The organism is Candidatus Poriferisodalis sp. (genome assembly GCF_965204125.1).
Classification (GTDB): domain Bacteria; phylum Actinomycetota; class Acidimicrobiia; order Acidimicrobiales; family Poriferisodalaceae; genus Poriferisodalis.
The window spans coordinates 482,234-494,381 of the sequence record NZ_OZ241968.1; the positions used below are offsets into that span (position 1 = coordinate 482,234).

11 protein-coding genes are annotated in these 12,148 nt (G+C 67.7%); 3 read left to right on the forward strand and 8 right to left on the reverse strand.

Translation table 11 applies throughout. From position 1 onward, the window contains the following. Positions 1 to 44 precede the first annotated feature (44 nt). Genes ACOGXD_RS02395 through ACOGXD_RS02410 form a run of 4 tightly spaced genes read right to left on the reverse strand, consistent with a single transcriptional unit; the run spans position 45 to position 3,602 of the window. Positions 45 to 932, reverse strand: a complete 888-nt coding sequence (locus tag ACOGXD_RS02395; protein ID WP_419916336.1) for a DMT family transporter — start codon at positions 930 to 932, stop codon at positions 45 to 47. Then, complete coding sequence (locus ACOGXD_RS02400) at positions 929 to 1,915, reverse strand: ornithine cyclodeaminase family protein (protein ID WP_419916337.1); 987 nt, start codon at positions 1,913 to 1,915, stop codon at positions 929 to 931. Before ACOGXD_RS02400 ends, ACOGXD_RS02395 begins: the two co-directional genes overlap by 4 nt. Next, a complete protein-coding gene (locus ACOGXD_RS02405; RefSeq protein ID WP_419916338.1) occupies positions 1,915 to 3,117 on the reverse strand; it encodes an aminomethyltransferase family protein in 1,203 nt (400 codons plus the stop codon). Before ACOGXD_RS02405 ends, ACOGXD_RS02400 begins: the two co-directional genes overlap by 1 nt. Further along, entirely contained in the window at positions 3,114 to 3,602 is a 489-nt protein-coding gene (locus tag ACOGXD_RS02410) for a SixA phosphatase family protein (RefSeq protein WP_419916339.1), read from the reverse strand. The genes ACOGXD_RS02405 and ACOGXD_RS02410 overlap by 4 nt, the downstream gene beginning before the upstream one ends. A gap of 104 nt (positions 3,603 to 3,706) precedes the next feature. On the opposite strand from ACOGXD_RS02410, the gene ACOGXD_RS02415 reads away from it, so the two are divergent. Both ACOGXD_RS02415 and ACOGXD_RS02420 read left to right on the forward strand, forming a co-directional pair. Then, a complete protein-coding gene (locus tag ACOGXD_RS02415; RefSeq protein WP_419916340.1) occupies positions 3,707 to 5,779 on the forward strand; it encodes a thiamine pyrophosphate-binding protein in 2,073 nt (690 codons plus the stop codon). An 84-nt stretch (positions 5,780 to 5,863) separates the two neighbouring features. Continuing rightward, positions 5,864 to 6,550 (forward strand): class I SAM-dependent DNA methyltransferase, encoded by a 687-nt coding sequence (locus tag ACOGXD_RS02420; protein ID WP_419916341.1) that lies wholly within the window; start codon positions 5,864 to 5,866, stop codon positions 6,548 to 6,550. Positions 6,551 to 6,592: 42 nt separating this feature from the next. Here ACOGXD_RS02420 and ACOGXD_RS02425 read toward each other — a convergent pair whose 3' ends face one another. The 4 genes from ACOGXD_RS02425 to ACOGXD_RS02440 all read right to left on the reverse strand — a co-directional run bounded on the left by ACOGXD_RS02425 (position 6,593) and on the right by ACOGXD_RS02440 (position 10,987). Then, positions 6,593 to 7,528 carry an isopenicillin N synthase family dioxygenase gene (locus ACOGXD_RS02425; protein WP_419916342.1) on the reverse strand — a complete coding sequence of 312 codons (936 nt, stop codon included), beginning with the start codon at positions 7,526 to 7,528 and terminating at the stop codon, positions 6,593 to 6,595. A gap of 93 nt (positions 7,529 to 7,621) precedes the next feature. After that, positions 7,622 to 8,209: a hypothetical protein gene (locus ACOGXD_RS02430; RefSeq protein WP_419916343.1), complete on the reverse strand. Its 588-nt coding sequence runs from the start codon at positions 8,207 to 8,209 to the stop codon at positions 7,622 to 7,624. Between the two features lie 144 nt (positions 8,210 to 8,353). Then, complete coding sequence (locus ACOGXD_RS02435) at positions 8,354 to 9,655, reverse strand: inositol-3-phosphate synthase (protein ID WP_419916344.1); 1,302 nt, start codon at positions 9,653 to 9,655, stop codon at positions 8,354 to 8,356. Between the two features lie 63 nt (positions 9,656 to 9,718). After that, on the reverse strand, positions 9,719 to 10,987 hold the full coding sequence (locus ACOGXD_RS02440) for a cytochrome P450 (protein ID WP_419916345.1): 1,269 nt from the start codon (positions 10,985 to 10,987) through the stop codon (positions 9,719 to 9,721). A 101-nt stretch (positions 10,988 to 11,088) separates the two neighbouring features. Between ACOGXD_RS02440 and ACOGXD_RS02445 the strand changes: the two genes are divergently transcribed. Beyond that, complete coding sequence (locus tag ACOGXD_RS02445; RefSeq protein WP_419916346.1) at positions 11,089 to 12,147, forward strand: ketopantoate reductase family protein; 1,059 nt, start codon at positions 11,089 to 11,091, stop codon at positions 12,145 to 12,147. Position 12,148 lies beyond the last annotated feature (1 nt).

Sequence of the window (12,148 nt, forward strand, 5' to 3'; positions counted from 1 at the left end):
CGCGGGGCGAAGACGTGGCGGGCTTCGCCATTCCGCTCTGCCTCTTAGTCGGTGCCGAACGCCACCGCTCCCCTGCGGTCGAACACCGTGGCGTACAGCATGCCGAAAATCACAATGACGGCCCCAGCCACGGTAATGACAGCTGGATACTCGCTCAAGAATACGGCGGCCCAGACGATGCCCGCCACGGTTTCCACCGGAGCGAACAGGGCGACTTCGCCGGCGGGCGCGTGCTTGGGCGCATTGCTATAGGCCAAGCGGCCGAGCGGATTGCACAGCAGGCCCATCGCAAGAATGGCCGCCCATGCCGGCGCGTCGAGCGCTCCCGGATCGGCCACGAACGCTGTGGGGACCGCTACCAGGATCGCCGCCAAGGACAGGCCGACGATGCGGCTCATCTCCCGGTGACGGCGCCAGATGACCGTGCTGACCGCGAAAGCCACCACCGCCACCAGGGCCAGGAAGTCGCCCAGCAGATTCGGCGAGCCGATCGATGTCGATACCACCAGGCCGATGCCCACGACGGTCAGCGCGATTCCTGCAGCCACCCGAGGCGACGTCCGCTCACGGAGCACTATCCACGCGAATCCAGCCGCCAGCACAGGTGCCGACGCCACGATCGCCACCACGTTGGGAATCTCAGTGTGCGTGATCGCCGAAATGAACGTGATCTGGCTGACTGCTCCAAGGACCCCGATGGCCAAGAGCGGCCCGGTATCGGCCCGCAGCGACGCCCATGAGGCCGCCCGCTCCCGGAGCGCCATCGCGCCGTAGAGCACGAGCGACAGCACGCTGACTATGAAGGCGATGTCCAGCGCATCGGCGCCCGAGGCGCGCACCCAGAGCGAATCGGTGGACACCAGCAGCATGCCGAGGGCCGCGAGGCCCCAGCCCAGACGTCGGCTCGGTGCGGGCGAGCGCGCCGTCTTCACAAGCGCTCGCTGCGAGCCATCTGCCCGCCCAAGCCATCGCCGGCGCTGTCCATCCGGTCGAGAATCACGCGCGCGGCGGCCAGATCGGACAGCGCGAAGCCGACCGACTTGAACAGGGTGATCTCGCTGTCGGAGGTGCGGCCCGGGTGGCGCAGGGCGGCGAGCGACGCCAGGTCGGCAGCGATGTCGCCGACCGAGATCACCCCGGCGTCGAGCGGTTGTGCCAGGTCTCCCGCGCCGAGCGCACCGTCGAGCGTGTCGACGAACAGCGTCGCCTGCCGGATGGCCTCTTCGTCGGCCTCTCGCATATCTGCCCGGAACGCCCCCACCAGGTCGATGTGCGTGCCCGGCTGCACGAGGGCACCACGCACCAGCGGGCTGGTGGCACCCGTGGCGCAGGAGATGACGTCGGCTCGCCCGACGGCCTCGTCAAGCGTGTCGGCCGGCAGTGCCGGCAAACCGTGCTCGACGAGCTGCTGCACCGTTGCGGCGGCGCGCTGCGGGCTGCGACCCCAAACCTCGACGGCGTCGAATTCGCGGACTGCGACATGGGCGAGCGCCAGGTTCGGCGCCAGGTTGCCGGTGCCCACCACAAGCAGGCGACTGGCGTCTGGGCGGGCCAGACGGTCGGCCGCGAGTGCGGAGACCGCTGCGGTGCGTCGCAGCGTGAGCTCGTCGCCGTCGAGCACCGCGCGGAGCTGTCCGGTCTGGCCGTCGAACAGCAGGTAGCCGGCGCTGATGGTCGGCAGGTCGGTGCCGGCGTTGGAGGGGTAGTAGGTCACCGCTTTCACGCCGAGTACCTCGCGGTCCACCCAGGCGGGCATGACTAGCAGCGAACCCGTCCCGCCGTCCGGCAGACCGACATCATGGATGTCTCGTTGCGGCACCGAGGCGTCGTTCTCGACCAGCAGGCGCTCGATTGCCTCGATCAGCTCGTGCCACGGCGTGGACTGTCGTACCGCCGCCGCGTCGAGCGTCAACATCAGCCGGCGGCTGCGGCCGGGCCGCCCCACGCGACGCGCGGCAACCGTTTTTCCTTGTCGACGAACGGCAGCGTGTCGACCGTCGCAGTTTGCGGCGTGCCGTCATCGTCGTGCAGGCGAACGGTCTTGGCGAGCCAGTCGTCGTCGGGAAGCGACTGGTCGAAGCGCACGTAGCCGACGCCGGTATCGAGCGTGGGCGACCAGGTGCCGATGGTGACGTGGCCCACGTGGCGTTCTCGGTAGCTGAGGCCCATGCCGGGCTCGGGCGTCGCCGTAGGGCAGATCAGGCCGAACAGCAGCTGGCTGCGGTCGGCCCGCTCGAGCGCGGCCTTGCCGATGAAATCCTCCTTGTCGAGCCGGACGAATTGGCCGAGCCCGGCGCCGAAGGGCGTCAGGTCGGGTTCGATGTCGCTGCCGTTGTCCAGGATTCCGGACTCGATGCGTCGGATCCCCATCGACGACCCCGTGCCGAATTCCATGCCGAACGGTTCGCCGCAGGCGAACAGGCCGTCCCACAGAGCGTCGTGATCGGTGGGCTCGGGCCCGCTGTTGCAGTAGATCTCGACGCCGGCCTCGCCCGTCCAGCCAGTTCGTGACACCCAGAGCGTCTGGCCGCAGACCTCGAAGAATCCGGCGCGGAAGTAGCGGAAATCGGCTGGCAGCCCGCCGCGGATCGCCGCATCAGCCACATCGAGCGACGTGGGTCCCTGGATCTGCAACACCCGTGAGCGAGGGTCGAAGACCTCCACATCGAGCCCGATGGCGTGCGCCTTCAGCCAGCTCAGGAACTCGCCGTTGGCGATGACGTACCAGAAGCGGTCCTCGGCGAGGCGCATCAGCACACCGTCCATCAGGATTGCGCCGTCGTCGCTGCATGCGAGCCCGTACCGGCAGCGGCCGACGCCGAGATCGGCCACCCTGCACGTCAGCACGCGTTCGAGCAGTCGCGCAGCATCGGGACCCTCGATCGCCAACGGCTTCTCAGGGACGTCGTACAGCAGGACGCCCTGACGCAGCTTCCAGTAGGCGGGAATGGGGTCCTCGTCGAGACTCGACTTCATCGGGTACAGCCGGTTGCAATACACCGCATGGACGGTCTCGGCGGTGGTGTAGCGGTGCGCGAACGGCGACCTGCTTATCCGGTACGGCGCCAGCGAGACAGTGTCGAACGACTCGACGTAGTAGTGCTGGCTGGCTCTCATGCCAGATCCTCCACACGCGCGCCGAGACTGCGAGGAGACCGGTAAACCCCGTGGCTGACGGCACCGCCGGCCACATGCAGTTCCCACACAGATGCTTTCTTGCACCGTGTCGGGTTCACGTCGATGCCGCGACCGGACAGGCGCCAGAGCACTTCGGGAATGACGTCGCCGTGGCTGCACAGCACACTGTCGCCCGCCTCGCCGCACAGGCGCTCCACCAAGGCTTCGGTGCGCCAGCCGTCGGCGCCCTCGGCCAGTTCGGCGGAGACCTCGATATCCAAGCCGAGTTTTGCCGCAAGCGGCTCGATCGTCTCGACGCAGCGAACGCTGGGACTCGTCAGCACGCGCATGATCGGTGCTGAGGCGAGCGTCGCCGCAATGACCTCCGCCTGGGCGTGGCCCATCGGGTCCAGCGGTCGCGCGCTGTCGTCGCCCCGCCAAGCACGCCGATCGCCTGCGGAAGCGTGACGGACGAGGAACAGCACGCCGGAAACGCTAGAGCCGCGCGGCCGTGTCTGGCGTCGCTTCGCGACTACGGGTGTTCCTGCGCGGTGTGCGACGATGAGCGCGAGTTGAACAGGGGCGAGCGATGAGCGACACATCCCAGCATCCGACGCCCAGCGTCACTGAGTCCAATGCTGCGACGCCAAGCGTCGCAGTGCCCGCGCTGCCGGGCGGCGAGTTCGCCTGGCACCGGCTCATCGGCGTCGACGAGCTCGACGTGGGCCGCGTCACGACCGTCACCGTCGAGCGTGAGAGCTTGTGCGTCACCCGCACCGAGTCGGGCTTCGGGTGTCTCGCGAATGCGTGCCCTCACCAGGGCGGTCCCTTGGGCGAGGGCAGCATCGAGGGAGGCTGGCTGCGCTGCCCGTGGCATGGCTACGACTATTCGCCGCGTGACGGCACACCGCCGCCGCCGTTCGACGACGCACCCGCTGCCTACCGCACCGAGATCAGGTCCGACGGCGTGTACGTGGCTCTGCCGGTCGTGCCCAGCCGGTCCCGCACGGTGTCGGATCAGCTCGTCGAGACGATGACGGCCTGGGGCGTGGCGTGGGTGTTCGGCATGGTCGGGCACTCCAACCTGGGTTTTGCCGATGCGCTGCGCGAGGCCGAGACGGATGGCGCGCTGAGGTTCATCGGGGTGCGGCACGAGGGCGCCGCGTCATTCGCAGCCACCGCCTACGGAAAGCTGACGGGAAGTCTTGCCGCGTGTTTTGCCATCGCCGGACCCGGCAGCACCAACCTGCTCACGGGGCTGTACGACGCCAAGATGGACCGTGCGCCGGTGCTAGCGCTGTCTGGACAAGTGCCGTCGAGCGTCCGGGGCCGGGGCGCCTTCCAGGACACTGACCTGTCCGCCGCCTTCGCTGACGTGTCCCGCTACTCGGCGACGGTGCAAGCGGGCTCGGATGCAGCCGAGCTGATGAACCTGGCCTGCAAGACCGCCTTGGTGGAACGCGACGTGGCGCACCTCGTGCTGCCTGACGAAGTGCAGGTCTTGCCGGCACCTGCTTCCGAACGGCCGGCCGGCTCGCCGCAGGGACGCACGGGCGATCGCGGTGTGTCGCCTGCCGCCAGTGCGCTCGACGCCGCGGCAGAGGTGCTGTCGGGCTCGAAACGGCCGATGATCGTGGTGGGCCACGGTGCCCGCAGCGGCATCGAAGACATCGTGGCGCTGGCCGAAGCCATCGATGCACCGGTGGCCACGACCTTCAAGGGCAAGGGACTGATTGCCGACCAGCACCCGCTGGCCTGCGGCGTGCTCGGCCGGTCGGGCACCCCGATCGCGAGCTGGTTCATGAACGAGTCCGACGCGCTGGTGACCTTTGGCGTGTCGTTCGCCAACCACACCGGCATCGCGTCGTACAAACCGATCGTGCAGGTGGATTTCGACCCGATGGCGCTGGGCCGATTCCATGCGGTAACCGTGCCGATGCTGGCCGATGTGGGTGTGGCGGCCCGGGCGCTGGCCGGGGCGCTCGCCACCAGGGCCAGCAACCCGTCGGCCGCCGCCGAGGTGGCGGCGCGTTGGGGTATTTGGCGTGAAGAGAAGCAGCGCCGGCAGTTCGACGACCGCGGCAGCGGCGTGAACTCGGCGGTGGTGTTCGAGGCCCTGAGTCGCCTCGTGCCGCCTGATGCCGTGATGGCCGTGGACGTCGGCAATCACGCCTACTCGTTCGGCCGGTACTTCGAGCCGTGCGGTCAGACCGTGCTGATGTCGGGGTACCTGGGCTCGATCGGCTTCGCGTTCCCGGCGGCAATGGGCTGCTGGGCCGCCACCCAGCCTGCGCCCGGCAGCGGTGACGGCGCGGACGGCTCACGTTGGGCCGGGCGGCCGGTGGTCTCGGTGTCGGGCGACGGCGGCTTCGGCCAGTACGCCATGGAACTGACCACTGCCGTCAAGTACGGGATGGGCATCACCCATGTGCTGCTCAACAACGGCGAGCTGGGCAAGATCTCCAAGGAGCAGCGAGCGGCCGAGTTCGACGTGTGGCAGACCTCGCTGCGCAACCCGAGCTTCGCCGGGTTCGCGGAGCTGTGCGGGGCGATGGGCCGCCAGGTGACGGCGGCAGACCAACTGGACGACGCGCTCAGCGAGGCCTTGGCGCACCCGGGTCCCGCCTTGGTGGAAGTGCTGACCGATCCACTGCTCGTCTGAGGGATCGACTCGTTTCTCTGCGCAACACCGCCGCCCCCAACGGCACCCCTGCGCAGAGAACGGCAGCACTAGCGTCTCGCAACAATGGCCGAGCAATCTGCGACAGACTCCGCAGCGACGAGCATCGGGCTCGACGACGCGTACGCCGTCGACGGCCCCGAGGACAACCGCAAGCTGTACGCCTCGTGGGCGGAGACCTACGAGTCGGTCTTCCTTGCCGAGAACGACTACGAGTACCACCAGCACGTGGTTGCAGCGTTCTGCGGCGGTGAGAACCTTCGCGACGGTCTCGATGGGCCAGTGCTCGATGTGGGCTGCGGAACGGGTGTGGTCGGTGCCGAGCTGGCACGGCTGGGTGTCGGGGTGATCGACGGCATCGACATCTCGCCTGAGATGCTGGCGAAGGCCGCAGCCAAGACCCACGAAGGTCTACCGACCTACCGGCATCTCTTCGAAGCTGACCTCACCGGCCGCCTCAATCTCGACAGCGACACCTACGCCGGAATCGTGAGCGCGGGAGCGTTCACCCACGGTCATCTGGGCCCCGAGTCCGTCACCGAGTTGTTGCGGGTGGCCCGACCCGGTGCCCGCTGCAGCCTGGGCATCAACTCGGCACACTTCGCCGAGGTCGGTTTCGGCAACTGGCTAGCGCAACGCGAATCGGCCGGGCAGATCAGCGGGCTCGACTTCGAGTTGCGTCCCATCTACGGCGGCGCGGATCCCGACGACCCCGACCGCTGGACACGCATCGCCGTCTTCACCGTGACGTGAGCCAGACTGCCCAGCGGCGATGCGCCTGAGGCCCGACGGCGGCTACTGGCGGTAGGCGAACGTCTCGTCGAATCGAGATTGCAGGTAGGCGCCCGAAGTGGTCGTGGGGTACTTCGGGTGCTCGCCTTCGCCGAGGCAGCTCGGCAGGCACTCCACGATGGTGTCGTAGGACGGATTGACGAACGTCGGCACCGAATAGCGGTCCGCCGTGCGCGGCGACTGCACACGGTGAACGGTGGCGCGGTACCGGTCGTTGGTCCAGCGGGCCAGCATGTCGCCCAGGTTCACGATGAAGCTGCCGCGCGGCGCGATGACGTCGTGCCACTTGCCCTCGAGGTCCGCCAGTTGCAGGCCGGCGGTGCCATCGATGTGCAGCAGGGTGACGCAGCCGTAGTCGCTGTGCGCACCGCAGCCGAGCTGGTCGGGCCGCGGTTCGGCCACCGCCGGGTAACGGATGAGCCGTGTGCCCACCAATGGCCGCTCGAAGCGCCTGTCGAAGAACGACGGCTCCTGGCCGAGCGCTTGCGCGGTCAGGCGCAGCAGCCGCTTTGCCGCGTCCAGCACGGCAGCCTGGTAGGCCTCGACGGCGTCACGGAAGCCGGGTAGGTCGGGCCATTGGTTCGGTCCTTCCAGCGGCGAGCGCTGGGGGTCCTCAAGCGGCACTTCGGGGCCGAAGTCCAGCGTTTCCTTGTAGTCGGCTCGAAGACCTGGCTGCAGCAGCTCGCCCTCCACGCCGGCGTAGCCGCGGTGATGGTCCGACAGCTCGATCGCCAGCGAGTTCTTGTGTGCAAGCGGCTGGGCGAAGAACTGCCGAGCCACGTCGAGCACGCCGTCGAGCAGCTGCCCCGCAACACCGTGGCCGGTGATCGCAAAGAATCCGATGCCTCGACACGCTGCGTCGATCCGTGCGCACGCCTCCTCAGCGGATGCACTCGGTGAGATGTCGATGACGGGAATCGTCGTGCTGCCGGCGGCCACGGACGCAAGGTACTGGCTTGCCCGCACGCGCCGAAGCGGGCCGGCGGAGAGGGAACCGGCCCGCTTCGGATGCTGCTCGGAGGCAGCGGGGGGTTATGCGGCGGAGGACTGGGCGTGCCGGCCAAAGTGCCTCGCACCGTCGAAGCCGCCGCGATGCAGTCCGCGCCGCCCGCGGCGGCCCTCGTCGTCATCGGGACGTTCGGGCCCTTCGCCGTTCACCAAGGCGGTGATCTTGGTGATCAGCTCGTCGGTGTCGATCTCGCGGTCGTGCTCGGCTGCCTTCTCGGTGATCGCAGTCACGAGCGCGTCGATCACTTCGGAGACGGCAACGCCTTGCTCAGCAGCGATGTCGGCCAGCGTCGAGCCGCCCTTCAGCTGCTCCCGAAGCGTCTCGGCGTCGATGCCCAGCAGATCGGTGAGCGTGTCGCCCATACCGAATCGCCCGAGATTGTCTACCCGGCGGGTGCCGTCCTTGTCGCACGTGCCCGCTGCGTCGTCAGCTTGCTGCTGGTCGGCGTTGCCGTTGTCGTTCTGGGTCTGTGCGCTTGCGCTGCCGGCACTGAACGCAACGACCGCAGTCGCAGCCAGCAGCAGTGCGGCCAGAGGCGCCAGCAGTCGGCTGTGCACGCGTCTGCGCCTCGGTGTCTCGGTGGGTTCGTCGATCTCGCCGGTCTCGTTCATGCCGCCAGTCCTTTCGCCAGGGTTCGTGCGACGACTCAGACGATGACGGATGAACCTGAAAGGACCCTGAAATCGGCATGAGAACGGGATGGGCTTGGGAACGCAGTACAACCGCCGGTACGCAGCGGCTCGGCTCGGTCTTGTTCAGCCAGCCTCGGAATGGGTGACCGGCTCCTCGCCCATCCACTCCCGCAGGGTGTTCTTCAGCTTGGTTTGCTGGATAAACAGGTCGTGCTCGGGCCCTGCCGGATCGGCCGACTGGGGAGCCTTGAGGTAGAACGACAGCCACTCTTGCACGCCGCCCTGGCCGGCACGCTGGGCAAGATCCAAGAACAACGCCAGGTCGAGCACGATCGGTGCCGCCAGGATCGAGTCGCGGCACAGGAAGTCGATCTTGATCTGCATCGGGTAGCCGAGCCAGCCGAAGATGTCGATGTTGTCCCAGCCCTCTTTGTTGTCACCGCGGGGTGGGTAGTAGTTGATGCGCACCACATGGTCGATCTCGCTGTAGAGCTCGGGATAGGTCTCGGGCTGCAGGATCGTGCCGAGTACGCCGAGTTTCGACGTCTCCTTGGTTTTGAAGTTCTCAGGATCGTCCAGCACCTCGCCGTCGCGATTGCCCAGGATGTTGGTGGAGTACCAGCCGCGCAGACCCAGCATCCGAGCCTTCAGGCCTGGCGCCACCAGCGTCTTCATCAACGTCTGGCCGGTCTTGAAGTCTTTGCCGGCGATAGGCACGCCGCGGCGCACAGCCAGCTCGGTCATGGCCGGTATGTCGACGGACAGGTTCGGCGCCCCGTTGGCGAAGGGCACACCGCTCATCAGCGCTGCGTAGGCGTAGATCTGGCTCGGCGAGATGTCGTCGTCGTCGGCTGCCAATCCGGCTTCGAACGCCTCGACGCTGGCGTGCACTCCGGACGGCTCCTGGTACGCCTCGGTGGAGCCGCACCACACCATCACCAGCCGCTCGCACTCGTTCTCGGCCCGAAAACGCTCGATGTCCTCCATCAACGCCTGGGCGGCTTCGAGCTTGCCCATCGGAGGTTTGGTACGGGTGCCTTCGAGCCGGCTCACCCAGCGGCTGTCGAACACGGCGTCCATCGCGACGATGCCCTCCAGCTCGCGGGAGATCACACCGAGGTCACGGTCTTCCAGCACGCCCGCGGTGCGGGCGCCTTCGAGCGCATTGGGCGTGATCGGATCCCAGCCGCCGAACACCAGATCGTCGAGTGAGGCCAACGGCACGAAGTCACGAATGAGCGGGTTGCGGCCATCAGCCCGGCCGCCGAGACGGATGTGGGCCATCTGGCTGACCGAGCCGATAGGCGCCGCCAAGCCCGCCCGTGCGGCGAGTACACCGGCAATGAACGTGGTGGCCACCGCGCCCATGCCAGGCGTGAGCACGCCGAGCTTGCCGGTTGCGGGCGCAATCTGGGGCTTCGTCATACCCCGAACCCTATGAGCCAAGCGTGGCGATGCGGATAACGGCGGCGACCGTGAACAGACCGTTCAGGCGGCCAGCGGTGCCGTCGGTGTGAACTCCACATCGAGATGCTTGACGCCGTGGATGAACGCGGCCTGCAGCGTGTCGGGCTCGTTGACCGCAACGATGTCGGGCAGCCGGTCGAACAGCTCGCGGTACATCACCGTCATCTCCCGGCGGGCGAGATGGGCGCCCAAGCAGTAGTGCGGGCCGGGGCCGCCGAAGCCGTACTGCGGGTTCGGGTCGCGCAGCACGTCGAACTTGTACGGGTCATCGAACACCGCAGGGTCGCGGTTGGCAGCGACGTAGAACATCGCGAGCTTCTCGCCCTCTTGCATCTCGCGTCCACCGAAGACGAAGTCGCAGGTGAGCGTTCGGCGCATGTAGCCGACGGGGCTCGACAGCCGCACGATCTCCTCGATCGCGGTGGGCGCTACACCCTCGAAGTCGGCGGCCCAGATAGCCCGCTGGTCGGGATGATCGGTGAGGTACTTGAGCCCCCACGAGATGGCGTTGCGGGTGGTCTCGTTGCCGGCCACCACCAGCAACACGAAAAAGCTGGCCAAGTCCGAATCGCTCAGCCGGTCGTCGGGCAGCTCCGCGTTGACCAGCACACTGGTCAGGTCCTTGCCGTCACCGCCACGCTTCGCCTCGGCGACCTCCTTCATCAGCTCGGCGAGTTGGGCGCCCGCGCCCAGCAGCGCCGTCACGAAGTCGACGCCTTCGGGCTGGTACTCGGGATCTCCGATGCCCAAGATGATGTTGGTGGCTTCGAACACACCGTCATATTCCGATCGGGGAATGCCCATGAGATCGCAGACGATCTTCAGCGGCAGCGCAGCGGCAACCTCGGTCACGAAGTCGCAGCTGCCTTTCTCGCAGACCGAGTCCACGATGTCAGCCGCCGAGGCCTGGACGCTGCCGTCGAGGTCCGCCAGCATCTTCGGCGTGAAGCCCTTGGCCACGAGGCGGCGCAGCCGGGCGTGGCGCGGGTCGTCCATGGCGATCATGGAGCTGAAGAACTCGAGGAACTCCGGCGGTGCGTCCAGCATGGTGATGCCCGCCGCCGAGCTGAACACTTCGGTGTTGCGGGAGACGGCCGCGACATCGGCATGCCGGGTGACGCACCAGTAGCCGGGTCCCACCGGAATCAGACCGTCGTAGCCGGGTTCTTCGAACCAGTCCAGCGGGGCCTCGGCATGGTGCCGGGCGATCACCGCGTCGATGACATCGGCCGGCTGGACCCAGAACTCCGCCTCCATCATGTTGGGCACGTCGGTGTTCCACTCGCGCATGGCAGCACGGTAGCGCCGCGCCGCGAGCAGCAAGCACAGCCCACGCACTCGCAGGCGGCAGCGCCGGCCGCACGCGTGACCATCTGGCACGATGTACCGCTGTGGCATCAGACCATGCACCAGATCGCGCTCCGGCGGAATCCACTGAGGGCGATGCTGATCTGAACTACATCGTGCACGGAGCCGGGGCCATCGGCTGCGTGCTGGGTGCTCGGCTGGCTCTAGCGGGACGCCGCGTGGCTCTCATTGCCCGCGGGGAGCACCTCGAAGCCCTCCAGCGCGACGGCCTCAGCATCTCGGGTTACACCGAGGGCCATTTCCGGCTGCCGGCGGTGCGCACCGCGCACGAGCTCGACGTGGACGAGCGCACCGTGGTGCTGCTGGCCATGAAGACACAGCACACGTTCGAGGCGATCGAACAGCACCGGGAGCTGTACGACGGCGTGCCGCTGTTCTGCTTCCAGAACAGTGTCACCAACGAGGAGTGGCTGACGGAGCAGGGATTCCGGGCCTATGGCGTCATGGTGCGGATCGGTGCCCGCATCGACGAGCCGGGCGTGGTCACCCACACCGGTGCGCGCCGGGCCCAGATCGGATGCTGGCCCACCGGCTCCGACGAGCTGTGCGCTGCCGTGGTGGACGATTTGGTTGCCGCCGACATGCGGGCCACGGTCGACGAACAGGTGGCCGAGGCCAAGTGGGGCAAGCTGGTGCTGAACCTCACGAATGCGTTCTCGGCACTGATCGACTTGCCCGTGCAGGAGTGGTTCTGCGACGAGGAAACCCGCTTCTTCATGGCCGATCTTCAGGAAGAAGCCGCCGACGTGCTCGATGCGGCAGGGATCTCGCCTGTCATGGATGACGGCCGGGACTTGCGCGCATGGATCGAACGGATGCGCGTGCCGGGCCGGCGAGAGCCACGGGGCGATTCAGACCCGGTGATGCACAGCTACCCATCGACCTGGCAGGACCTGTATTTCCGGCGCCCCACGGTCGAAGTGGAGCACTTCAACGGCCGGATCTGCGAACTCGGCGAGCGGCACGGCATTGCCACCCCGCTCAACCGGACGCTGAACGAACTGTGCCACGACGCTGCAGCCCGCCGGCTGGGGCCGGGCACCGAGACCGTGGCGTCACTGCGCGCCGCCGCCCGCCGCTGAT

Bases quoted from the DNA above. Each gene is read 5' to 3' on its own strand.
- ACOGXD_RS02400 (WP_419916337.1), bottom strand. From the start codon at position 1,915: ATGTTGACGCTCGACGCGGCGGCGGTACGACAGTCCACGCCGTGGCAC.
- ACOGXD_RS02405 (WP_419916338.1), bottom strand. From the start codon at position 3,117: ATGAGAGCCAGCCAGCACTACTACGTCGAGTCGTTCGACACTGTCTCG.
- ACOGXD_RS02415 (WP_419916340.1), top strand. From the start codon at position 3,707: ATGAGCGACACATCCCAGCATCCGACGCCCAGCGTCACTGAGTCCAAT.
- ACOGXD_RS02420 (WP_419916341.1), top strand. From the start codon at position 5,864: ATGGCCGAGCAATCTGCGACAGACTCCGCAGCGACGAGCATCGGGCTC.
- ACOGXD_RS02430 (WP_419916343.1), bottom strand. From the start codon at position 8,209: ATGAACGAGACCGGCGAGATCGACGAACCCACCGAGACACCGAGGCGC.
- ACOGXD_RS02435 (WP_419916344.1), bottom strand. From the start codon at position 9,655: ATGACGAAGCCCCAGATTGCGCCCGCAACCGGCAAGCTCGGCGTGCTC.
- ACOGXD_RS02440 (WP_419916345.1), bottom strand. From the start codon at position 10,987: ATGCGCGAGTGGAACACCGACGTGCCCAACATGATGGAGGCGGAGTTC.